23 protein-coding genes are annotated in these 22,431 nt (G+C 39.8%); 4 read left to right on the top strand and 19 right to left on the bottom strand.

Going from position 1 to position 22,431, the window contains the following annotated elements:
* Positions 1 to 2: 2 nt before the first annotated feature.
* A complete protein-coding gene (locus PO903_RS09210) occupies positions 3 to 590 on the bottom strand; it encodes a hypothetical protein (protein ID WP_273593221.1) in 588 nt (195 codons plus the stop codon).
* A 1-nt stretch (position 591) separates the two neighbouring features.
* Positions 592 to 2,172, bottom strand: a complete 1,581-nt coding sequence (locus PO903_RS09205; RefSeq protein WP_273593220.1) for a glycosyltransferase family 39 protein — start codon at positions 2,170 to 2,172, stop codon at positions 592 to 594.
* A gap of 335 nt (positions 2,173 to 2,507) precedes the next feature.
* Between PO903_RS09205 and PO903_RS09200 the strand changes: the two genes are divergently transcribed.
* Both PO903_RS09200 and PO903_RS09195 read left to right on the top strand, forming a co-directional pair.
* The gene (locus tag PO903_RS09200) at positions 2,508 to 3,668 is read left to right on the top strand and encodes a leucine-rich repeat domain-containing protein (protein WP_273593219.1); all 1,161 of its coding nucleotides are present in this window, start codon (positions 2,508 to 2,510) and stop codon (positions 3,666 to 3,668) included.
* 438 nt (positions 3,669 to 4,106) lie between these two features.
* On the top strand, positions 4,107 to 4,622 hold the full coding sequence (locus tag PO903_RS09195; RefSeq protein ID WP_273593218.1) for a pyridoxamine 5'-phosphate oxidase family protein: 516 nt from the start codon (positions 4,107 to 4,109) through the stop codon (positions 4,620 to 4,622).
* A gap of 105 nt (positions 4,623 to 4,727) precedes the next feature.
* Here PO903_RS09195 and PO903_RS09190 read toward each other — a convergent pair whose 3' ends face one another.
* The 4 genes from PO903_RS09190 to PO903_RS09175 form a co-directional block, all read right to left on the bottom strand.
* The gene (locus PO903_RS09190; RefSeq protein ID WP_273593217.1) at positions 4,728 to 5,084 is read right to left on the bottom strand and encodes a hypothetical protein; all 357 of its coding nucleotides are present in this window, start codon (positions 5,082 to 5,084) and stop codon (positions 4,728 to 4,730) included.
* A complete protein-coding gene (locus tag PO903_RS09185) occupies positions 5,085 to 5,366 on the bottom strand; it encodes a hypothetical protein (RefSeq protein ID WP_273593216.1) in 282 nt (93 codons plus the stop codon).
* 27 nt (positions 5,367 to 5,393) lie between these two features.
* Positions 5,394 to 6,095, bottom strand: a complete 702-nt coding sequence (locus PO903_RS09180) for a CPCC family cysteine-rich protein (RefSeq protein WP_273593215.1) — start codon at positions 6,093 to 6,095, stop codon at positions 5,394 to 5,396.
* A 125-nt stretch (positions 6,096 to 6,220) separates the two neighbouring features.
* The gene (locus PO903_RS09175; RefSeq protein WP_273593214.1) at positions 6,221 to 7,201 is read right to left on the bottom strand and encodes a YiiG family protein; all 981 of its coding nucleotides are present in this window, start codon (positions 7,199 to 7,201) and stop codon (positions 6,221 to 6,223) included.
* A gap of 299 nt (positions 7,202 to 7,500) precedes the next feature.
* Here PO903_RS09175 and PO903_RS09170 point away from each other — a divergent pair, with 299 nt between their 5' ends.
* Positions 7,501 to 8,424 carry a GNAT family N-acetyltransferase gene (locus tag PO903_RS09170; protein WP_273593213.1) on the top strand — a complete coding sequence of 308 codons (924 nt, stop codon included), beginning with the start codon at positions 7,501 to 7,503 and terminating at the stop codon, positions 8,422 to 8,424.
* A gap of 165 nt (positions 8,425 to 8,589) precedes the next feature.
* Here the strand turns inward: PO903_RS09170 and PO903_RS09165 are convergent, their stop codons facing one another.
* From PO903_RS09165 to PO903_RS09120, 10 genes are all read right to left on the bottom strand, one after another.
* Positions 8,590 to 9,150 carry an SF0329 family protein gene (locus tag PO903_RS09165; RefSeq protein WP_273593212.1) on the bottom strand — a complete coding sequence of 187 codons (561 nt, stop codon included), beginning with the start codon at positions 9,148 to 9,150 and terminating at the stop codon, positions 8,590 to 8,592.
* 159 nt (positions 9,151 to 9,309) lie between these two features.
* On the bottom strand, positions 9,310 to 10,302 hold the full coding sequence (locus tag PO903_RS09160) for a tRNA dihydrouridine synthase (protein WP_273593211.1): 993 nt from the start codon (positions 10,300 to 10,302) through the stop codon (positions 9,310 to 9,312).
* A 262-nt stretch (positions 10,303 to 10,564) separates the two neighbouring features.
* Complete coding sequence (gene rlmD / locus PO903_RS09155; RefSeq protein WP_273593210.1) at positions 10,565 to 12,043, bottom strand: 23S rRNA (uracil(1939)-C(5))-methyltransferase RlmD; 1,479 nt, start codon at positions 12,041 to 12,043, stop codon at positions 10,565 to 10,567.
* A gap of 349 nt (positions 12,044 to 12,392) precedes the next feature.
* Positions 12,393 to 13,286: a diacylglycerol kinase gene (locus PO903_RS09150; protein WP_069327486.1), complete on the bottom strand. Its 894-nt coding sequence runs from the start codon at positions 13,284 to 13,286 to the stop codon at positions 12,393 to 12,395.
* A gap of 23 nt (positions 13,287 to 13,309) precedes the next feature.
* A complete protein-coding gene (locus PO903_RS09145; protein ID WP_137225420.1) occupies positions 13,310 to 14,077 on the bottom strand; it encodes a sirohydrochlorin chelatase in 768 nt (255 codons plus the stop codon).
* Between the two features lie 5 nt (positions 14,078 to 14,082).
* Positions 14,083 to 14,373, bottom strand: a complete 291-nt coding sequence (locus PO903_RS09140) for a YerC/YecD family TrpR-related protein (RefSeq protein WP_069327488.1) — start codon at positions 14,371 to 14,373, stop codon at positions 14,083 to 14,085.
* Between the two features lie 118 nt (positions 14,374 to 14,491).
* Positions 14,492 to 15,457, bottom strand: a complete 966-nt coding sequence (corA, locus tag PO903_RS09135; protein ID WP_069327489.1) for a magnesium/cobalt transporter CorA — start codon at positions 15,455 to 15,457, stop codon at positions 14,492 to 14,494.
* Positions 15,458 to 15,604: 147 nt separating this feature from the next.
* Positions 15,605 to 16,606 carry an inorganic phosphate transporter gene (locus tag PO903_RS09130; protein ID WP_069327541.1) on the bottom strand — a complete coding sequence of 334 codons (1,002 nt, stop codon included), beginning with the start codon at positions 16,604 to 16,606 and terminating at the stop codon, positions 15,605 to 15,607.
* Positions 16,607 to 16,760: 154 nt separating this feature from the next.
* The gene (locus PO903_RS09125) at positions 16,761 to 17,375 is read right to left on the bottom strand and encodes a DUF47 domain-containing protein (RefSeq protein WP_069327490.1); all 615 of its coding nucleotides are present in this window, start codon (positions 17,373 to 17,375) and stop codon (positions 16,761 to 16,763) included.
* A 193-nt stretch (positions 17,376 to 17,568) separates the two neighbouring features.
* Complete coding sequence (locus PO903_RS09120; protein ID WP_273593209.1) at positions 17,569 to 18,807, bottom strand: DUF3048 domain-containing protein; 1,239 nt, start codon at positions 18,805 to 18,807, stop codon at positions 17,569 to 17,571.
* Between the two features lie 432 nt (positions 18,808 to 19,239).
* Between PO903_RS09120 and PO903_RS09115 the strand changes: the two genes are divergently transcribed.
* Complete coding sequence (locus PO903_RS09115) at positions 19,240 to 19,767, top strand: DoxX family protein (protein ID WP_069327542.1); 528 nt, start codon at positions 19,240 to 19,242, stop codon at positions 19,765 to 19,767.
* Between the two features lie 231 nt (positions 19,768 to 19,998).
* On the opposite strand, the gene thiE is transcribed toward PO903_RS09115, so the two are convergent.
* From thiE to thiM, 3 genes are all read right to left on the bottom strand, one after another.
* The gene (gene thiE / locus PO903_RS09110; RefSeq protein ID WP_273593208.1) at positions 19,999 to 20,676 is read right to left on the bottom strand and encodes a thiamine phosphate synthase; all 678 of its coding nucleotides are present in this window, start codon (positions 20,674 to 20,676) and stop codon (positions 19,999 to 20,001) included.
* A complete protein-coding gene (gene thiD / locus PO903_RS09105) occupies positions 20,669 to 21,484 on the bottom strand; it encodes a bifunctional hydroxymethylpyrimidine kinase/phosphomethylpyrimidine kinase (RefSeq protein WP_273593207.1) in 816 nt (271 codons plus the stop codon). The genes thiE and thiD overlap by 8 nt, the downstream gene beginning before the upstream one ends.
* 134 nt (positions 21,485 to 21,618) lie before the next feature.
* On the bottom strand, positions 21,619 to 22,422 hold the full coding sequence (gene thiM / locus PO903_RS09100) for a hydroxyethylthiazole kinase (protein WP_273593206.1): 804 nt from the start codon (positions 22,420 to 22,422) through the stop codon (positions 21,619 to 21,621).
* Positions 22,423 to 22,431: the final 9 nt, after the last annotated feature.

The following is a 22,431-nucleotide window of genomic DNA, read 5'->3' as shown; positions in this document are numbered from 1 at the left end:
TATTATGAATCCATCACACTGATTTTCTCCACCGTATTGGTATTATCTTTGTACCAGATCATCAGAATCTGCCCTGCTTTAAGATCAGATACTTTAAGTGTGGTTGCTGTATTATTTTTGTTGCTCTGTGGCATCATCGCTGTGATTTGAGAAATAGATACCTCTTCGCCGATCGTTATCGTTTTCTCTACACCAGTTTTGCTCATAGTAGACGTACTGTCGTCTGATCGATCGGTTGGTAAAGTACGATCTGTATCCGGTTTATGCGTATCCGGTGTACGTTTGGAGCTAGGTGTAGCCGTCTTAGATGGACTCGACAGGACTGCACTATGGTCATCCAACGCTGTAGAACGACGCTGTGCTTGCTCCATCACATCGATTGTCATTTTGCTCCCGTTCACAGCGACTATTTTGCCAATCAGATCAGCATTCATCATTCCGCGCAGAGCATTACGATTGTTCCCGCCACCCATTGTACTTGTACTGTTAAGAGGTATCTGTTGAGCTGTAATCGCACTACAAGATGTCAGCACCATCATTCCGCACAGTAATAAGAGGAGTAGCGAGACAGGATATCTTTTTTTACGCATTTTAAGACTCCTTTCTAGCAGAAGATCGTAATCGCAAAAAGTCCTGTTGGATCAACCATTCATACGTATCTTTGAATCCCATATACGACAAAATAATCAGCAATGGATAGACAGGATAGATATATCTAGACTTGATTTCCCACAAAATATAAAAACCGACAAATCCTAAAATCACCAGTACCAACGACACTTCATCGAACCGCTTCGCCCGTAGACTGCCGATCAAACGAATCAAAATAAAACCGTACATTAAGAAATTCATTGTATATAAGACCCAGAGTATCCCGCTACGATAAAGTGAATTGCCTGCAAATAGCTCGGTAGCTGCTGTCGGATAACTATAACCGCCCATAATAAAGCTAGCACGCTGACCACCAGAAGAGCCATCATTGCCAATACCGTATCTTTCGATCTGATACGTACCTTCTGTCCATGTCCAGATGATCTTTTTATAATACATGTGTACCAGATCGCCAAAGCTAGCTGTCGATAATTTCTGAGCAATCGATTCTTTAAATAGTTCAGTACTCACTGCTTTGTTGTAGTCCGCATCTCGCTGGTAAATATTATAACTTTCACGGTTATCCCAGAATCCAATAGTTTTCAGATTAATCCCCATATTCAGCCACATATAGATCGGTGCTGCATTGGTGGTCGTAGAAGTCTGCACTTTGCCTGTGGTCTGTAACATTGCATTTTGAGTCCAACTTGGAATATTGAACAAGACGGCAAATAAGCATACAGACAGTATTACTTTTTTCCAGCCTAATTGCTTGAAATGGAAAAACAATGAGATCACAATCGCAAGTAAGAAAATAATGCCTATACTTCTAAAATAGTTCCCGATTGTCACTAAAATAGCGGCGAGTATAATGTACTTGATCGACTTTTCTTTCATAAATCGAATTCCAAAATACAACGCTGACGTAAGCAATGTTGTTGCAATCACATCATTGTAGATAAAGTTGCTCATAAATAAAGACGGAATATACGTTGCTGCAAATACGAGTACACCGTAATCATTGTCTTTGGAGTTAGGATTCAGCTGTTTGTAGATTAGATAGATCATCAAGGTCGTAATAAGAGCAAAACCAATATTAGCTAACTTAATCGTGACATAATTATCTGGAAACATCGCTAATAGTGCTTCAATATACAACACGGTCGAGTAATTAAAAGGAAACATATGCAGATACCCTGTCGTACCAAATGTAGAATAATCGCCTTTATACAGCATATTCATTGCCAGAGAAACCACGGTCTGCGAGTCATCTGTTGGCAAGCGGGGAAATAGAAAAATAATCGCCACTTGAATAGCTAATGAACCTAAAAGAACCAGTGGAATCACAATTTTAGGGCGATATACATTCAGCTTCAAGCACAAACGATATAACATTACACTGAATACCAGTAGTGCGATGATAAGCAGTATAAATGTACCTACATGCTGTTGCTGTAGCATCGGTGTGTCTCCATATACCACATAATTGTACTCTGCTCGAATAAAAAACGAAGATGCGATAAACAAACTGACAAAGAAAATAAGAATCACATACAACGTTTTTTGGATACCTTTTAACATCGAAAAACTCCTTTGCGGTAACATAGTAGTAGGCACACTAAACATGCCAGCGATATTTTAAAAATTGAATGTAAACTGTTCCCGTTCCATTCGTATTCACCCATCGCAAGCAAGTCTCATTCCCACTGAAAAATAGAGATATCCGCAATATCGATCTACTATTTTAGGTTCATTTATACTATCTATAGCGTTCTTATTCTCTCTCTGTTGCTTCTGAAATCTCATTATAAAGGCTCAACCTGAATTATTGATTAAAATAGAAGGCAACTGTAAACAATTTTTGAGTGCTCCGTTATAGGTACTGTATATATTTCATCATTTAAGGAGGTTCTAATATGGATTACGAGCAATCTAAATATCATATTGTAGAACAAGCTAATCTATATATTGCAAATCACTGCCACTATACATGGTTCCAACATTCAGGTTCTGTCTATGAATTAGACACACTGAAATTATTAGATCTCAAAGGCATAACGACGTTTGCACCTCTACAAGAATTCCCCCATCTGAAAAGTCTCGAATTCGGTACAACCAACAGTACATTGACGATCCCGGATCTGGTCGGCTTAGATCAGGCGAGTCATCTGGAACGATTGGCTTTTGTCAGCAAAACCAAAATTAAGCGTAATATCGAAGTCATTGCCCGGCTCTCCAACTTGCAATCATTAGGATTATATAATGTACAACAAGCGTTGCCAGAAGATCTGCTATCTGCGCTGACTTCTCTACAATCGGTTAGCTTATCCAAACACAATTACAATAGTTCAGCTTCCCTCCCTGCTTGTCTGGAAGAGATCAGCATCACTGTAGATGTTCTAGCTACGTTACCGTCTATTCCTCCTGCAACCGGTGTGAAAAAGGTATCGCTACACGGCAATCGCTGTGAGATAGATACGCTTCATTCTTTTGCTATTTTTCCAAATGTGGAAGAAATCAAAATCAATGCTCCCAAAAAATTAACAGATCTTTCTTATGTATCACAGCTTCAGCGACTTAAAGTATTAGATATTAACTTCGCTCCTGTAATTGACCTAACCGCTCTAGATCAACATCCAGCGATAGAAGAACTACGTTTACGAGGATCATTAGTAGAGCAACTAGAACCGATTACCCTTTGCCCTGCGCTCAAAATATTATATTTAGAAAAATCGAAGCTACACTCAATCGCAAATATACGTACGCAATGCCCACAACTGCAACAGTTATGGATCTGGGGCACCAAAGTGAAAGACCTAAGCCCTTTAACAGACATGAATACTTTGCAAAATCTAGATGTAACCATGCTCAAACCCAAGTCGTGGGACTTCTTAGCAACATTGACCGGTTTAGAAGTGTTGGATTTATGCAAAACATCTTTTGCTGATCCTCATTTGTTAATGGAACTTCCGAATTTGAAAAAAGTACGGTTAGCAAATAGTGAGGTAGATGTAGCGTCGGATGAATATCAAAGGTTGGAGAACATTATTTTAGCGCGGGGTGGGGTGCTGAAATAATAGCGAATTAGATAGTTATTCTACTTATATCTAGGGGTATAAATATGTTCAATATCCATATCAATCACATAATGGACGTTTCTCTTTTCCACAAACGGAACAATGCTGAACTGATGTAATGTACAAAAGACTTCAATTTGCTCTTGCATCGTTTTTGTTTGTTGTAGAACTTGAGCATACATTTGTTTTAATTCATTCAGATTACAGTACTTACCGTAAATTATAGCTTGCTGAAAATATCCATCCATTTCTATAAATATCATCCAATCACGATTGAGTGCTAATCAATCTATATAGCTTAGAGTGGGTGAATCATGTGCTGAGATCGTTCTCTTCTATTTTAATTATAACTCTACCGTTTATCTACTCCTACTTATGTGTAATGGTTAGCAACGTTGTTTATACACATTTCAACGATTAGGAAAGGTGGGAAATGATATGTCTGAACATTTAACTACAGATCCAGAAGCGATTGAAACGGTCAGAGAACTGATTAAAGATATTGATACAGCTATGCTTACAACGATTTCGGGAGGACGTCTAGTATCCCGTCCAATGAAAACACAAGAAATCGAATTTGATGGCGACCTATGGTTCCTAACGAAAAAAGATACATCCAAATACGAAGATATTCTACAAGACCCTCGTGTTAACGTATCTTATGCAGGCAAATCCTATGTATCGATTAGCGGAACTGCTGAATTCGTCGATGATCCTGCTCGTAAAAAAGAAATGCTCAATAAAATCATCGAAAAAATCCTAGATACATCTCCAGACGATCCTAACTTGTTATTGATCAAAATCCATACCGAAACAGCCGAGTACTGGGAAAGCGGAAGTGCTACCAAAATGGTCACTCATTTGCTCAAAAAAGCAGTCGGCAAAACTTCTGATCCAAAATCCGAACCCGGATTGAATGAAAAAGTAGATTTGAGTCATGCGCCTAAAAGTTAAGGAATAAAAAAAGAGCCACTTTGCAGAAAGTATGCGAAGTGGCTCTTTTTACTGTGTTCAATCTACATGTTCAGCCTATACGTCAGCAAGTATTTGATCATTTATTTATGTACTTGGTTTATACTCTCCGATCCAAACATCTCCCAGTTGAACGCTATACAATAGATTCTCACTACTATTGGATTGGATAGTTTCTTGTTTATATGCTTTATTTTGAATGTTTTTAACCTCTTTCTCTGTTCTAAATCCTAGAACAATATCTTCATTCAGTTCAGATAATAAATAATAGTCTGCTTCTATGGCAAGTTTCCATTCAAACTTTTCGATATCTAATCCTTTTCCATATAGGTGTACAGGAAAACCTTTTTCAATAGGGCTTGGTTCAAAGGTATGATCATAAAAGTGTAGCTGATCTCGAAAAGCAACAACGATTTGTGAATAAATAAAGTTAGGATCATACACCTACATTTTCAAATCAAAAGGCTCATTTAATAACTTCAATTGCTCATGCCAAGATTCATATACTTCGATCATAGCTCCAAAGATTAATCTAGCATACCAGAGTGGTGGATTGCGTTTGGTTAGTCGATAAAAAGGATTGATCCATAACTTTACATAGTCTCTATCATATCGTTCTAATTGTTCGATATCCAAATGAATATAACGCTGTTTCCAATCTTCAATATGTTTAATTCTACGTTTCCATCCACGAATTTTCTTTTTGTTGCCATTCAAATGGGGCATAAAATCTCCTTTTTGATCTACTTTGGGTTAAAGAGCAAACATTTGAATATCATTTAAAGCAGAATCAGCATGCCCTCTTACAATTTCACTCTCATCTTGCAATCCAGCATATACAATAGGTAGCACTAATTCTTTGTCGATTGTTCCAAATCGTCTCGCTAGATGTCCAAAACCTAGTATGGCAATTCCTTTTACATTCTCATGCTTGTGCTGGCTGTATTCCAACATAGTATCCCGGATAAACTCTAGATCTTCTGCATATAATGCTAAAGAAACTAATCCCCTAACAATAGCATCGGGATCATCAGAATAAATTAAGGTAAGCACTTCTTTATTATTTTCTATAATATGACTATCGTACGTGCCATGTTTGTAAGAAATACAGGTTAGTTTTTGTTCAAGAATATTGATGTTGTCCCATATTTGTGAAGACACTTTATTATTTGCAGTTTTCAATTTTTCAAATTCATGAATTGCATTTTGTTTAATACAAAGCTTTTTCTGATTTTGAATTGAGTCAGAGTTGGTTTCTCTATACATTGTATAATGGTTTTTAAAATGATGTCTTGCTTCTGTTAGTGAATAATCTGCATTAGGACCGCCCCTTACCCGATCTGCATCCAAATCATTTTGACCATCATCTTCCCAATCGCATAACCAACAAATATCGTATCTTCCTTTTTCATCTAATGTAGGATAACCACAACAAGGACATTGAAATTTATTCATGTTACACCTACTTTTTGAGTATGTAATCTCTCTTCAAAAGCTACACCGTTTATGGTCTACTTCTAAAGAGAGATTTTGATATGTTAATCTGTATAAGCTTGTGTTCTGCTATTCGTTAGATCGTATTAATTTATTTCATTGTATCGCTCAATGGCTGTACTAAGCAGAGAATTGAAATTCTCTGGCGTCCCATCGGTTGTATCCAAAAACTGACCGCTTAGATCGGAATCGGATACAGGTTCTTTTTTATTGATACGTTCAATAATTTTTGAAGCGGCTGCTTTGGCTTCTGTGGCAGAATGAACATAATTTTCAATACTGAAGCTGTTCATGCCTTCTTTTTGTATCTGTTTCTGGTCTTTAGAAAGTGTTACAAGTGCATTCAAATCCGCAGTCATAAGATCGTATTTAGCTTTAAATTTCTTCATATCGAGTTCCAACACGTTACTGGCATTGATCCCTTGCTCACTCATTTCGATAGCTGTAGCTTCAGCATCAATCATGAATTTCAAAGCATTGTAACGGATCTGTTGGTCAGAATCTTTGAAATTTTGCAAATCAACTAGACGTTGCTCCGCATCCATTTTTTGTAGAGCTTTAAAGTAAGCTTTAGCTTCTTTCTCGTAAGCAAGATTAGTATTTATCAGCTTAGTGTGTAGCTGTTTACCTTTAGCAAAATCATCATCGACATAACCTTTACTATCATAATAAACTTTCATTTCATCGAGGACAGCTAACAAATCCTTGATCACTGGTGTCAGTTGGGTTACCGCAGAGTCAGCACTCGCAAAAGCAGGCTTACTTGTCGTATACCCTTGTGCTTGATCGATGACTTCCCGCTGCGATGCTGGGACATCAAGCATGATAAAGCTGAGGTTCTTCTCAATAACAGGCTTCTTCTCCGTTCCAAACTTCTCGAAGTAATGAAGTAACACCTCATTGATTCTACCTGTCATCAAATTGTTGAGCATGACATACGAATTGTATTTCTCGATTTTTTGGCTTTCACCTGTTTTCATGCCTACACCTGCCTGATTCATACTCGAACAAGCAGACAATACCGTAATAAGCAGGATACTGACCATAACAAAAGATAATTTTCTCAAAATAATGATTCCCCCGACGGATTATTTGACCTATTTATGTTTGTCTATACGTATAATGATGGTCTACTCTATATTAGAATGCTTTGGTGATCAGGTCTTGAGTCTAGAGTAGGGTAATTTATATACATCTATAGAAATAATATATTTTTTTACATTTTATATATTTAATGTTAAGTTAAATTATTATAAGCGAAGGAGGGCTAACAGTGATTTAAAAGTCACTACAAGTATAGACATTAACATTATTTACATCATTAGCTTTATAAAATCCAAAGTTCTTTATGATTGAAAGGGGTATTATGTTGAGCCAATCATCTGAACGTGTTATACGTCATTTTCAGCAGGAAGACCTGCCATTGCTCGGAGAATTATACGAATCAGTGCAAACGATAGAAGGTTCAACATTTTGGTGGGTGGGAGATAAAGATAATTGGAGTAACGTTTATTGTGCATTTGAAGATGGAAAAATAGTCGCCAAAGGGCAAGTCAGTATTATCAGCGTGATCTCTACAGGCTGTACAGAAAAGAATAAGCATTGTATCTACATAAATCTTAAAACCCTATCAGAGCGACAACAAGATTATATTTTGTTAGATGAACTATATAACCCTCTTTTCAAAAGAGCGATAGAATTAAAATCAACATTACCTCCAGAGTATAAAACGATCCTTTGTGTAGGTAATGATTCCAAAGAAACAGCGAACAATCAATTTTTTATTCAAAAAGGATATCGTCCCCTAAACAGCTTGTATCATATGACAAGAGAGTTGACTCAACCCATACCTGAATTAACGTTATCTGAAGAATTTGAATTCTCCCATTGGAGCATGAACACATCCAGTGAAGAAAAAGAGTATCTTGAAATAGATACTGAAATTTGGCCTGACGCTCCATTAGGATTAGCATCCCTGTCTGAACATAAAAGTAATGCTTTATGGACATCTATGATTGTCAAACAATCGTCAACTATCGTTGGTGGATTGATGGTATGGCAAGAAAAAGATCATGGTGTGATCGAAGATGTATTTGTACGTGAACCCTGGCGCAAAAAAGGAATCGCCAGATTTTTACTGACCCAAGCTTTGATCTATCTTCAAGATCATCAACTTCCTTTTGTCGATCTGACTGTTTTAACGACTAATCAATCGGCGTTAACTTTGTATGAGTCGGTGGGATTTGGCAGGGATGGAGAAGAAGTTAGATATTTTGTATCACTTGATTAATACATCTTCTCTCTGCTTTCTTGCTTTGTATGATATTTTTTTATCCATCTCAAGCGGAACGATTCGAATATGTATATAAAAGAGCCACTCTACGCTAAATGCGTAAAGTGGCTTTTTTAATATCGTTTATTTTCAGGTAATATCAAAAAAAGAATATCGTAATGTCTAAAGGCGCAACCCATGAAAATACTGCACAATAGGATGCTTTAATTTAACACTGTCTGACATGCTCAAAATCCGCTTTTTCCCTACTCTTCGATCCATCAAAGCCAAGATGTTCAGCAAGATATCCTGCCCTTCTAGACTTTCATCAATCGGTGTTGCTAAGAATTTGGTCGCAGTCGTTGTAAAGTTCGATTTGCTAAGTGCCGTCTGCGCAGATAACAGTTCTTTGGCAAGTCCGTTCATTTTGCGATTACGTGCCATCACTTTCAACCGATCTTCAGGAACCGCTCCATTGGTTTCTTTGCGAAGTGCTTCGATCTCGTCCATGCTGATCGGAATGCGAAGATTCGGATCGTTTTTAATTTCTATTTCACTCTGATACCAAGTGATCGGACTGGTTTTGTCATTCATATTAAAGATGTTCTTCTTATCTACTGTGATATAACAGTTGCCCGATTTGCCAGTCAGATAGCTATAACTGGTTGCCCGGTATTCCACTTTTCCTTGTAGTGCAGGAGCGAGGAAACCTTCTAAATTTTGCTTCAATTTACTCCAGGACATACTTCCTCCTATGTTGTGAAAGCCTGACGACCAGTTGAATGGCTGTCAGGCTGTATTTGTAAATCCTTATATAATTGATCTACCAGAGTATAACTATACATTTTGAACAAATATATCACTTATCATTATAGATCGTAGCTCTGGAAATAGCTTGTATCATTACATTTCGACCGTACTTTCCACACTATCTACTTGCTTCGCTGCAAACTCATCAAGCAACGCTCGTACTTCATTGGTATTCTTGGCACTCATCAGTTCATTTCTTAGCTCACTGGCTCCACGGAATCCACGAACGTAAATCTTGAAAAAGCGAGGAAGTGGTTTGAACGAACGAGGTTCGATTTCAGAATATTTGTCATGCAAGTCCATGTGTATCCTTAATAAATCCAGCAACTCTGTACTACTATGCTCTCTGGACTCTTGTTCAAACGCAAACGGGTTACTGAAAATCCCGCGTCCGATCATTACACCGTCTACACCATGCTGCTCCACTAACTTCAAACCCTCTTCCCGATCAGCAATATCGCCGTTGATCGTAAGTAGCGTATTCGGTGCGATTGCATCACGTAGCTTTTTGATCTCTGGAATCAGTTCCCAGTGTGCAGGCACTTTGCTCATTTCGTCTCTAGTACGCAAATGAATCGACAGATTCACAATATCTTGCTTGAAAATATGGGTAAGCCAATCTCGCCACTCATCCACTTCTGCAAAGCCAAGACGTGTTTTGACACTCACAGGCAGACCGCCTGCTTTGGCTGCTTGAATAATCTCTCCTGCCAGTTCAGGACGACAGATCAGCCCGCTCCCTTTGCCATTCTCAGCTACATTCGGTACAGGACAACCCATGTTGATGTCGATCCCTTTAAAGCCCTGCTCTGCCATACCAATACTCATTTGCCGAAAAAACTCAGGCTTATCTCCCCAAATATGAGCCACAATCGGCTGTTCATCTTCAGTAAACATCAACCGCCCACGCACACTATGATGCCCTTCAGGATGACAGTAACTTTCCGAATTCGCAAACTCAGTAAAAAACACATCCGGTCTAGCCGCCTCACTCACCACATGACGAAACACTACATCCGTCACATCCTCCATCGGAGCCAGTATAAAAAACGGCTTCGGTAAATCACGCCAAAAATTGTCTGTCATGTTAAAAATCCTTTCGTTCTATATGAAGAATCAGCTTTATCCTATATTTGATTAGGAATTCCACCTCAAAATTTCATGTGATAGTTAAATATAAATAGGTACGATATGAAATAAGTTTATAGAGAAAATTTGTTAATCTAAAAGTTATTATACTAGATTAAGCAAAAAAAGAGGTTATTTCTCTTTTTACTATTTTCGCAATATATCTTTAATTAATATAAAAAGACGCAAGCAAAGTCGCGTCCCCAACTCACGTATTCTCTTACTTCAAACCCTGCTGTACCAACACCGCCACACTCTCCACATGCACCGTATGCGGGAACATGTCCACTGGCTGGACTTCCACCGTCACATACCCGCCATCTTCCAACACACGCAAGTCTCTCGCTAGTGTCGCTGGATTACAAGACACATACACCACACGCTCCGGTTGCATTGCTAGAATCGTCTCCAACAACCTCGGATCGCATCCTTTTCTCGGTGGATCGACGACGATCACATCTGGTGTAATCCCATTGTCTTTCCAACGTGGAATAACATCTTCCGATGCACCGACTTCAAATTCTACATTCGTCATCCCATTCAATACCGCATTAGAACGTGCATCTTCGATCGCTTCTTTCACAATCTCCACGCCATACACTTGCTTCGCATGTTGTGCCAAAAATAGTGAAATCGTTCCTATTCCGCAGTACGCATCAATAACCGTTTCTTCCCCAGTCAGTCCAGCATATTCCACCGTCTTACTGTATAACACATCTGTCTGCAACGGATTCACTTGATAAAAAGAACGTGCAGATATCGCAAACTTCACATCACCGATATAATCGTGGATCACTTCGCGTCCCCATAGTACTTTGGTGGTATCGCCGAAGATGACATTCGTCGTCTTGGTATTTACATTCTGGCAAATACTGACCACTTGTGGCATTTCGAGACGAATACGATCAATCCATTCACTTGGACGTGGTAGGCGTTCTCCGTTGGTGACGAGGACAACCATCATCTCACCGGTACGGAAGCCGACTTTGACGACCACATGACGCAATAGACCTGTACCTGACTCTTCATTATATGCAGATACACCTAGCTCTTTGCCGATTTGTTTTACTTTAGCAATCAATTCATCGTTGCGGGTATCTTGAATAAGACAGGTATCCATATCGATAATACGGTGACTGCCACGCGCGTAGAAGCCAGCAACCAATTGACCATTGATTTCACTGATTGGAACCTGTGCTTTGTTCCGATAACGCCAAGGCTCAGCCATACCTAATGTTGGGAGTACCTTAATACCTGTTGTTGCTTGTTGATCTACTCCTACATTCAGCTTACCGATCCGTTGTAAATTATCTATCACATGCTGACGTTTCCATTCCAATTGAGCGTCATAACTCATATGTTGTACCTGACAGCCACCACATTGATTGTAGATCGGGCAAGGGGCTTCTACGCGATCTGGACTGGATTCTAGGATAGCGGTCATTTTGGCATAACCGTATTGTTTTTTCGTTTTGAGTACTTTGGCTTGAATCTTCTCACCGGGTAAAGCGCCTTGAACAAACAGTGTATATCCTTCTGCTCGACCTACGCCTTCTCCATCGTGATTCATACCGATAATGTCTAATTCCAACTCGTCATTTTTGGCAACGGGTAAGTTCGCTAGCGCAAGGGCTGTCGCTTGACTCGGTTGTTGCCGATTATTGCTATATTTTCTGCCGCCTCTGCGGTCTTTACTCATCTCATTTGGCTCCATTTCTTTATACACATGACTGCATTTCATTAATTATTCAGGTCTATCCAACATCTCACTTCACAAACACATTGTCCACTATGAATGGACATTCCGAAGAACAATTCCTCTAAAGATTGTATAGAAAAATACCTATACTTACAATAACTATCGTTATCTTTTCCATATATTATTACACATATCAAAAAGACATTGTTCTAAATGTGGTATAACCATCCCTTACTGACATCAGGCATACTGCACGCTAATGAAAATATGGAATAATACAACAACTTTTAGAACAACATCTTTAGAGTAACTTTTTCAACTATATATCTTACAATCTATCACTATCGATCTACTTGAGATCCGAGAACACTTGCAATTTCTGTGGCAAAATCTCAAAAATCCCCGGTAATGATCCACCGAGTTCACCGTCTAGATTAATTTGTACATTATTGCTAGGCGCTTCAATCTCTAAGCGATCGGTCTGGAAATAAATAATCTTCGGATCGTTAAGATGCTCACCACGAGCTGCAATAGAGATGAGGCGGATAAATTCAGCAATATTGCACTTTTTGACACCGATAAAATCTAATAGTCCATCGTCTATTCGTGCTCCAGGAGCCAGCTTTTCAAAACCACCTACTGAATTGGTATTCGCAACAAGGAAAATCATAAACTCCTCATGCAGTGGTTCTTGACCGTTCGCTGTAATCTTCAGCTCGGTAGGCGTTAAGTTGACGACTTTCTCGATGCCTTTCATATAATACGCCATCTGTCCGATCATCGTTTTGAGTCGACTGGGTACTTCGTATGTCAGCTCAGTCAGTGATCCTCCACCTGCTATATTGATAAAATACCGATCATTAAAGCGACCTACATCGATCGGTCTCGCATTTTGACGAATCACCAGATCACAATAGTCTTCCCAATTCTTGGGCACGCCTAATGCACGTGACAGATCGTTGGTTGTCCCCAGTGGAAATACGCCCAATGGTGGTGGGTTATCATATTCTGCCATACCATTAATCACTTCGTAAATCGTGCCATCGCCACCAGCAGCAATAATCAGATCATATCCATCTTCGATCGCTTTGGAAGCAGACAGGGTTGCATCGCCTTCACCTGTTGTCGCATGACAACTGGCTTCGATTCCACCTTTGTCTAACCGATCCAAAATATCCGGCAATCGGCGCTTCATTTCTTCCCGACCTGAAGAAGGATTATATATCAGTCTCGCTTTTTTCATTCCATCATGCCACCTAATATGAATTATGTTGTCATCAGTTGGTTCAACAGTGACTGAATCTGACGCTCCATCCAATGAGATAACAGTGGATGTGGCAATAATGCTGTACCTGCATATTCATAGCTTAACCCTTCTACACGCCCGGGAATCACTTGATTCAGGAATATCCCTTTACTTAGAAATAGAGGAGCAATCAGCACTTTGTAGCCGCGTGCTGTCCATTCTTCTGTTTTGGCACGCAGACTATCTGGATTGAGCAGTGCATAATCGGTATGTGCCACTTCACTCACCTGTCCTACTCGCTGAGCTAGAGAAGAGATCCCTTTCTCCCAGCGTTGTCTGAATCCGTCATGAATACTGCCGTGACCCACAACCAACACCACTTCATTCTCAGGGGCAACCGATAAATCTTTCACTTGATCCCAGACCATACGAGCGATATCTTCATCATCATCGGCTGGATAACCAAAGTGAACTTTCGCTTCAATCGTAAAAGGTTCCAGATCGGTCTCGCGATCAGGCGTTTCTTTGACACCCAAAGCATAAGCGATTTCGTCCATATGTGTACTACCAGAGGACACAAATAGCGGAACGACTAATAGATCTGTAACTCCTTGCGCTTCCAGTTCATTGATTCCATCCTGAATAAATCTTCCCGGAACATTGTCCAGGAAGACTGCATTGACAGGTAGATCGCTTGGCAGATGGATATGAGATACTGCTTCATCGATCTGCTCCATCCAAGATGGTTCCGGCGAGCCATGACTAATTATTAATACACCGGGCTTCATAGAGATTACCTCCCTAGACGTTCCAATGTCATTTTATAACCATCATTACCATAATTAAGGCAACGTTTTACACGGGAAATGGTAGCTGTACTTGCACCCGTTTCTGCTTCAATCTGGTTATAGGTTGAACCTTTGCCTAACATACGAGCCACTTCAAGACGCTGTGATAAAGACTGAATCTCATTCACAGTGCATAGATCGTCAAAAAAGACGTAACATTCTTCTAAATTTTTTAGTGTCAAAATCGCTTCGAATAATTGATCAACACTTTTATCATCAAGTTTTTTAAGTTGCACGATGTGATCATCCCCTACTACGGTTACTGTACCTACATTGTATATATTACTGGGTATTTTTTCAAGCATTAACGATGTACAGCATTACAGAGTACCAGATTTTGTTTGAGCAGAACAATTATTTAAACCATCCACGTCTTGTAAAAGCAGTCATCATCCCTGCTCCCAAAGCAAACATCAGCAATAGCACGCCAAAATAGCCATACTTCCATTTCAGTTCTGGCATATTTTCAAAATTCATGCCGTAGATACCTGCGATCAACGTTAACGGCATAAAAATAGTTGTGATCACCGTCAATGTTTTCATAATCGTATTCATTCGATTGGAATTAAGCGAAATATAACTATCCCGCAGATCTGAAGTCATTTCACGATTCGACTCAATCATATCCGACAACTTCAGTAAATGATCATAGATATCGCCAAAGTATGAATGATGCTGATCGACCTTCTGAATATGTTGTGAGTTAATAACCCGGTACATCAAGTCACGCATTGGAATAATCGTTCTCCGTAGTTTCAGTAGACGAGAACGCAGTACAAATACTTGCGCTAACAGATCATCCACCGGCTCATCTGGCCCTGTATTTTCAAGTTCATTCAATTCATCTTCAATCTCGTACACACAAGGGAAATATTCATCTACAATTTTGTCAGTAATGATATAAGCAGCGGCTATTGGTCCATTTGCCCAAGTGGGACGGGTTCCCTGTTGACCATAGCTAATAATACGTTGCCATGCCGTCTCAATCTCTCGCAGTTCCCCATGATGAAAGGAAACCAAAAATTTATCGCTGACAAATAAATCGACTTCTTCGACCAGTAATGTCTCTGGATGCATCGCATGAAGAACTAGAAACTGCACCTCGCCATAATAATCGATCTTGGGGCGTTGAAGCACATGCAGACAATCTTCTACCGCTAATGGATGAAAATGAAAAAAGGTACTTAACTTCTTGGATTCTTCAGCGGTTGGCTGATTGAAATCGACCCAATACCATAAGTAGTTACCCGACTCTATCTCTTCTAATTGAATATCCTGAATAATCTCATGTTCTTGCGTCACGCCAAGAATGCGAATCATGAAGCGAGTTCACTTCCTTTATATCAAATATAGACGGATTAGCGTCTGTCGTTATTTTCATAAGCATCTCTGTTCCACTTAGAATCGCACAAAAAACCGCCGTTCGCAAGAAACGGCGGTAGTGATCTATAATGATCCGATTTTATTTTAGAACAAATCGAATAGTACTTTGAAAATAAGTCCAGATAAGATCGCTGCAATTGGAATCGTAACGATCCATGCAATCACGATCCGTCCAGCAAGTCCCCATTTCACTTCACGGAAGCGCTTGGCAGAACCTACACCTAGAATAGCTGATGTAATCGCATGCGTTGTACTTACAGGCAAGTGAGTCAGTGTTGCTGTAAAAATAACCGATGCGGCTGAGATATCAGCTGCAAAACCGTTAATAGGCTCGATTTTGAAAATTTTGGTTCCCATTGTTTTGATGATTTTCCAACCACCCACAGATGTTCCCAGTGCCATCGCTGTTGCTGCTGAGATTTTAACCCAAAGCGGTACATCTAGATTATCCTGAACACCAGCTGCGACTAGAGCAAATGTAATAATACCCATCGCTTTTTGCGCATCATTCGTACCATGTGTAAATGATTGAATCGCTGCTGTCAAAATTTGCATTGTGCGGAACCCTTTATTGACACTATGCGGGCTACGTTTAGCAAAAATCCATTTCAGAATCGTCATGACGATATAACCGATTGCAAAAGCAATCAACGGTGACAAGATTAATCCTTCAACAATTTTGATAAACCCACTCCAGTTCACAGAACTTGAACCTGCTCCAACAAATACAGCTCCTGCTAGGGCACCGATCAAAGCATGTGAAGAAGAAGAAGGAATACCGAACCACCATGTTGCTAAGTTCCAGATAATTGCAGCTATTAGTGTTGCAATAACGATTTCTATACCGTTATCCAAAGTCGCCGGATCAGCAACACTACCGCCGATCGTTTTGGCTACGCCTGTGAACGTGATCGCTCCCAGAAAGTTCATTACTGCCGCCATCAGAATCGCTGTACGTGGCGGTAACGCTCGAGTAGAAACCGATGTAGCAATAGCATTTGCTGTATCATGGAATCCATTGATAAAATCGAACGCCAAAGCCAAAAACACGACGATAGCCAGTATCCATATTGAGGTTTCTACCATATCATTCATCGCCCAGATGGATCTCTTGCACTCCAATCAAGAGAATCTGCGCAATCCTACCTCCTTAGTTATCTGTTACAGATTATTGCATCTCTGCATATTACATCCATCTATACTCAGCAAAATGGATCATATGCTTATCTTGTAAGCAATCTTAGGAATTGCGCATAATAATAGATTCGAGTCTATTCGCTACATCTTCGCAAGCATCAGTCGTTGTTTCCAAACGCTCATATATTTCTTTTTTCTTAATTAGTTCAATCGGGTCTTTCACTGTGGCAAACAAATCTTTGATACAGTTACGTAATACATCATCACCCTGGTTTTCCAGATCGTTCAGACGAATCGTATGTTCACGAATAGCCAACAGCTTTTTATGAGACAACAAATGAATAGCTTTTTGAATTTCATAAGCAGATTCACGCAAAATTTCAGCAAATTGAACAATATAATTATCTGGCTCAGTCATATGATACATATCAAAACGAGAAGCACATGCTTCTAGACCGTCTAATACATCATCCATCGTTGTCGTCAAATCCATAATATCATCACGCTCAATGGGTGTGATAAATGTTTTGTTCAGTTCGGTAATAATGGTGTGCGTGTAATCATCACATTGATTCTCGTAAATCTTCATTTGCTTCGTAAACTCTGGAATATCCTTCAAGTTAGGTACTTGTTCCGCAAAGTAATCTGCAGCTTGCACAATTGCATCTGCCATGTTCTCCAGCGTTTGAAAAAAGATATCCTTTTTCTTAACACGCATTTCTATAACCCCTTTTCGAAATTTTGCCGAAAAATGTCGTAAATTAGAATTATGAAAACAAAATGATTTCATAACAACCTTTGTTATCTTATCAATCTGTACATAGGTTTGTAAAGATTCTGTTTACATTTATCATACAAAAATCATACAAAAATCGACTTTAATTCGATCATTACAGCATTTTTTACCTTTTTCATCCATTTTCGTTCAACTTTTTACCATCTATTGTCAAATGATTTTCGAATGATGGGCTGTTAGGAACAATATTGTAATACGTCACACCGGGTACAAAAGGCACTTCTTGACCATTACTGATAAAGCGAATCACATCTCCACTTTTCTTGCTCCACTGACCTTTGATCTGCTGACCTTGTTGAAATAAGATTGCTTCTCCACCGGCATTAAGATTTAAGCTTAATCTGCCAATATCGTCTAATACTTTGTAATCTCCGCCCAACACCATAACATTCGAAGCAGTTAAAGGCTTTCCACTATTCAGATCAATATGCGGTTCATTATTCATACTACGTGTGTAAAGTCCAGTGGTGGAATTATATTTATACCCGACTTTATAACTTTCTAGCAAAAATTGAAGTTCGATCAATGACGCTTTGGTTGCTGTTGTGGCAGAGGATGTTGAGCTTGAATCATTAGCACTAATACTATCTTTATTATCGGCAGAAACGGTATCTACTTTGAGTGAATTAGTGTCGGCTGGAAGTGAAGAATGTTCTGTATTTAGTGAATCGGTTGTTGTACTTGTTGAAGATTTAGCAGTTGTAGAGGGTAGAAAAGAATAGGTTGGAATCGTGATCTCTTGTTTGTAATTTTTTTGAAGTGCACCTTTACGTAATTTCTCTTCATTCGTATATAAATTATGAGGCGCTTTACGACTGGAATCTCGCCAGAATGGAGCACTTGCATTGGTGATCTCATCTAAATGCTCTTTCTTTCCTTGTTGCAATATACTGTACGCTTCCGGGCTACCTCCGGCATGAACAAGCAATGCGCCTACACTTTCCCCGATGCCGATCAAATACGGACGAATACTCCGCACAGGGCCGATCGTCACATCCCCATGATAACTCTGATATACAGCGATCAGACGAGTGATTCCTCCTTCGGCTAGCACTTCATAGACCATATCTGCTTGTGCTAATCCTGATTGTGGACGTGCCGCAGGTGCATTGTTAATCATGACCGCAATCGGTCTCGCTAGAGAAGGTTGCTTTAAAGGTAATCCGGTAAGTGGAGCGGTATAGGCTACTTCTGCTGGCTTTTCTGGTGCGATCGGTTCAGTTACTTTGGCAGGTTCAGGTTGTTGCTGTGGTGCAGGTGTAGCCACTTCAGCAGACCCGCAACCGATCAGACTAGCAGTGAGTACAAGTGGAATCGTCCATTTGCTTACTTTCCATAATCCAGATTGATTCATTACAATAGTATCCCCCTCAGTGATTAGCATCATTATGCAATGTAGCAGATCGTTGTCATCTGCATAGTAGGATACATTCCTACTATAGAACACACATATGAACTTCAAATGAATTAAAAATCGGCTAGCTGTTTATGTACAAACAGAAGATGTAAACCACGGTCTACTTCTTATTAAAACATAAGCTTCTTCTATATAGAATACATATGAAGTAATTAACGAATACCATCATCCAAACATCTACTTCATTTATATATACCATATTTTAACAGTTCAATAATAAAATATTAAAAATTTATCTAAGATTGTGATTTTTATCACATTTTAAAATTTAGTTGTGATTTAAAATAAAGACATGGAAGAGATGATCATCACCAACTCAACAAGTTAGCACAGACTTACAAAAATAAAACATTATTCAGGGGAGTGGCAATCATGAACAGATGGCTAAGAGAAAACAGTGTGGCAATGTGGTTATTAACTATACTACGGGTATATATCGGTTTTAAATGGATCGCTGGTGGATGGGAAAAATTAAGTGGTGGCGGATTCGATGCTACTGGATTCTTAACAGGTGCTATCGCCAATACAGGCGGAGAACATCCAAGTGTACAAGCAGGCTGGGGGGCATTTTTACAACATTTCGCTTTACCAAATGTAGCACTATTCAATGTTCTTGTTCCTATCGGTGAATTCCTTGTCGGACTTGGATTAATCTTAGGTGCATGTACTACACTTGCAGCACTAATGGGAATGGTAATGAACTTCGCATTCTTGTTCTCGGGCACTGTAAGCACCAACCCTTACTTGTTACTTGCTGAAATCTTCATTATCGTTGCCGGTGCAAATGCTGGTAAAATTGGTCTAGATCGCTGGATCGTTCCTTACTTACGCACTCGCTTCTTCAACCGTCGTAACAAACAACAAGATACCTTGCCTAATCAGCATAAAATCGCTTAACGATATAAATAACCAAATCAATTGGCTTCTATAGAATGATCGATGTTATTCGCAGTAACATACAGATCATCACAAGGAGAACAGAAAAAACCTACTGTACAATAGATAAAAAAAATAGAAATCCACTTGAAAAGTCATTCGCTACACCGTACTTTAAGCTACGGTATACAGAATGACTTTTTTGTACTTTATTTTGGATACGTTCTATTTGACTCTACTTGAAACGGTATATTATTGCTCTCTGTTTACCAGAAAGTGCTTGGTGAGTGTATTCAATCGCTCCGTAGCTTGCTCGACATTGTTTTGTCCTGCAATGGCAGATATCACTGCTATTCCATCGGCTCCTGCGGTTAAGATCGGCTCTGCATTATCTGCATGAATACCGCCAATACCTACTAATGGAATATGTATCTGATGGTTCTTAAGAGCTGTAATCGTACGTGTTCCTTGTACGGCTTCGGCATCAGCTTTGGAAGTGGTTGGATAGATTGGTCCTATGCCTAAGTAATCAGCTCCATCTTGAATAGCTTGTCTAGCTTCATCGACCGAATGAGCAGATACGCCAATCATCTTATTTTGTCCAAGACGTGCACGAATCTGATCGGCAGGTATATCTTCTTGCCCTACATGAATCCCATCGGCGTCTAGTGCAATCGCTAATTCAATATCATCATTCACTATAAACGGAATCTTATGCTCTCTACAGATCTGTTGAAGAGATTCAGCCAGTTGATAGTACGCTTGCCCTGTGAGTGCACCGACTCCTTTTTCACGGAATTGAAAAAGAGTAATCCCTCCTGCGATGGCAGATGTTAATACTTCTTCTGGTGCTTGTGTACAATTGACACTACCCATCACTAGATAAAGGCGTAAATACTGGCGCAATTGGTGTTGATCTGGCTTAGACATTATAGACCCGGCTCCTTTGTTGATACGCAAAATGATTAGTAGGCCCATGATCGGAACCAATTCCCAGTCCATCTTCAATCGCGGCTTGAATAAATTGCTTGGCGGTATCTACAGCTTCATGGATCGATTTACCTTGAGCTAATGTTGCCGTTAATGCCGCTGAAAAAGTACAGCCTGTCCCATGCGTATGCATTGTATCAATACGCTTGCTTTCAAAATATTCAAAATGTTGTCCATCATACAACAAATCCACAACGGTTGAAGTCAATGCATCATGTCCACCTTTAATCACTACATACGTTGCACCCATATCAATTAACTGTGTGGCGGCTTGTTCACGCTGTTGCATGTTGGTGATCGATATCCCTGTGAGTAGCTCTGCTTCTGGTAAATTCGGAGTGATGATCTCTGCTAACGGGATCAGATCCGAGACGAGCGCTTGTAATGCTTCTTGTTGCAAAAGCACAGAGCCGCCTTTGGCTACCATCACTGGATCAATCACTAGATGTTGCCACTGGTACTGTTTTACTTTTTGAGCGACATGACGAATAATCTCAGCGCTAAATAACATCCCTGTTTTGACAGCATGCGGTTGTAGATCTGTACCAATCGAATCCAATTGCTGAATAATACCTTCAATTTCTACCGGATAGACTCCTTGTACCCCTTTTGTATTTTGAGCCGTGACAGCAGTAAGAACAGACATACCATAAACTCCGAGTTCTTGAAATGTTTTGAGATCGGCTTGAATCCCTGCGCCTCCTCCACTATCTGAACCAGCAATCGTTAAAGCTTGATATACGCTCATTTTTTTCACTCCTTTGGATAGATTTGATTAGAAGATGTCGCGCTTATCTTGCCAAGCGCTAATCGTAAGATATTTTGTTACACAAAAATCACATTTTATTTAATTAGAAGATGTCGCGCTTATCTTGCCAAGCGCTAGACTTTTGCGATTTTTGAATGGGTGGATACGATATCGGGTGTGACTAGAGAGAGTTGATTGATAAATTCGATCTGAAAGCTACCTGTACCTTGTCCTGCGGTCTGTTGGTAAGCAATCTCTGCTGCGATGCCGTAAAACGCTAGTGCTTCAACTACAGCGTTTAAGCGTTCTTGTGCCTCTGTAGGATCAGCCACTGCGATAAATGCACCCACAACAGCACTGAGCAGGCAACCTCCGCCTGTGACCCGTGTTAAGATGCTGTGACTATTTGCAATGGTATAGGTGGTATTGCCATCAGTGACCACATCTTTTTCGCCTGTGATTGCTACGATACATTTCAATTGGCGAGCCGCTTGTTCAGCAATCTCGACCATATTTCCTTCGCCTGCTCCTGCATCTACGCCTTTGATATGCCATTGTTCGCCGATGACATTAGCGACTTCAGCCACATTGCCACGTAACACATCAATCTGGACATGCTCAGTAATCTGTATCGCTGACTGGGTACGATAAGGTGTCGCTCCTGCGCCTACCGGATCAAATACAACAGGTACACCTGCTTGATTGGCTGAGCGTCCTGCTTGGAGAATAGCTTCGACTGTATAAGGATCAAGCGTACCGATATTGAGCACCACAGCACTTGCCATTGCAGCCACATCTTTTACTTCTTCATGGGCATATGCCATAAAAGGAGAAGCGCCCAAAGCCAGCAATCCATTGGCTGTAAAATTAGTCACGACCATATTCGTAATATTATGAACAAGTGGATTTTGTGCTTGTACTTTTGCTAAAAAGCTCATTTAATTAGC

The sequence above is a fragment of the Paenibacillus sp. PK4536 genome, assembly GCF_028594455.2.
Classification (GTDB): Bacteria; Bacillota; Bacilli; order Paenibacillales; family Paenibacillaceae; genus Saccharibacillus; species Saccharibacillus nuruki.
This window is presented reverse-complemented; position numbering and strand designations above follow the sequence as displayed.

Coding starts and splice junctions, on each gene's coding strand:
- PO903_RS09210 (WP_273593221.1), bottom strand. CDS start 590: ATGCGTAAAAAAAGATATCCTGTCTCGCTACTCCTCTTATTACTGTGC.
- PO903_RS09205 (WP_273593220.1), bottom strand. CDS start 2,172: ATGTTAAAAGGTATCCAAAAAACGTTGTATGTGATTCTTATTTTCTTT.
- PO903_RS09200 (WP_273593219.1), top strand. CDS start 2,508: ATGGATTACGAGCAATCTAAATATCATATTGTAGAACAAGCTAATCTA.
- PO903_RS09195 (WP_273593218.1), top strand. CDS start 4,107: ATGTCTGAACATTTAACTACAGATCCAGAAGCGATTGAAACGGTCAGA.
- PO903_RS09185 (WP_273593216.1), bottom strand. CDS start 5,366: ATGCCCCATTTGAATGGCAACAAAAAGAAAATTCGTGGATGGAAACGT.
- PO903_RS09180 (WP_273593215.1), bottom strand. CDS start 6,095: ATGAATAAATTTCAATGTCCTTGTTGTGGTTATCCTACATTAGATGAA.
- PO903_RS09170 (WP_273593213.1), top strand. CDS start 7,501: ATGTTGAGCCAATCATCTGAACGTGTTATACGTCATTTTCAGCAGGAA.
- PO903_RS09165 (WP_273593212.1), bottom strand. CDS start 9,150: ATGTCCTGGAGTAAATTGAAGCAAAATTTAGAAGGTTTCCTCGCTCCT.
- PO903_RS09160 (WP_273593211.1), bottom strand. CDS start 10,302: ATGACAGACAATTTTTGGCGTGATTTACCGAAGCCGTTTTTTATACTG.
- rlmD (WP_273593210.1), bottom strand. CDS start 12,043: ATGAGTAAAGACCGCAGAGGCGGCAGAAAATATAGCAATAATCGGCAA.
- PO903_RS09150 (WP_069327486.1), bottom strand. CDS start 13,286: ATGAAAAAAGCGAGACTGATATATAATCCTTCTTCAGGTCGGGAAGAA.
- PO903_RS09145 (WP_137225420.1), bottom strand. CDS start 14,077: ATGAAGCCCGGTGTATTAATAATTAGTCATGGCTCGCCGGAACCATCT.
- corA (WP_069327489.1), bottom strand. CDS start 15,457: ATGATTCGCATTCTTGGCGTGACGCAAGAACATGAGATTATTCAGGAT.
- PO903_RS09130 (WP_069327541.1), bottom strand. CDS start 16,606: ATGGTAGAAACCTCAATATGGATACTGGCTATCGTCGTGTTTTTGGCT.
- PO903_RS09125 (WP_069327490.1), bottom strand. CDS start 17,375: ATGCGTGTTAAGAAAAAGGATATCTTTTTTCAAACGCTGGAGAACATG.
- PO903_RS09120 (WP_273593209.1), bottom strand. CDS start 18,807: ATGAATCAATCTGGATTATGGAAAGTAAGCAAATGGACGATTCCACTT.
- thiE (WP_273593208.1), bottom strand. CDS start 20,676: ATGTCTAAGCCAGATCAACACCAATTGCGCCAGTATTTACGCCTTTAT.
- thiD (WP_273593207.1), bottom strand. CDS start 21,484: ATGAGCGTATATCAAGCTTTAACGATTGCTGGTTCAGATAGTGGAGGA.
- thiM (WP_273593206.1), bottom strand. CDS start 22,422: ATGAGCTTTTTAGCAAAAGTACAAGCACAAAATCCACTTGTTCATAAT.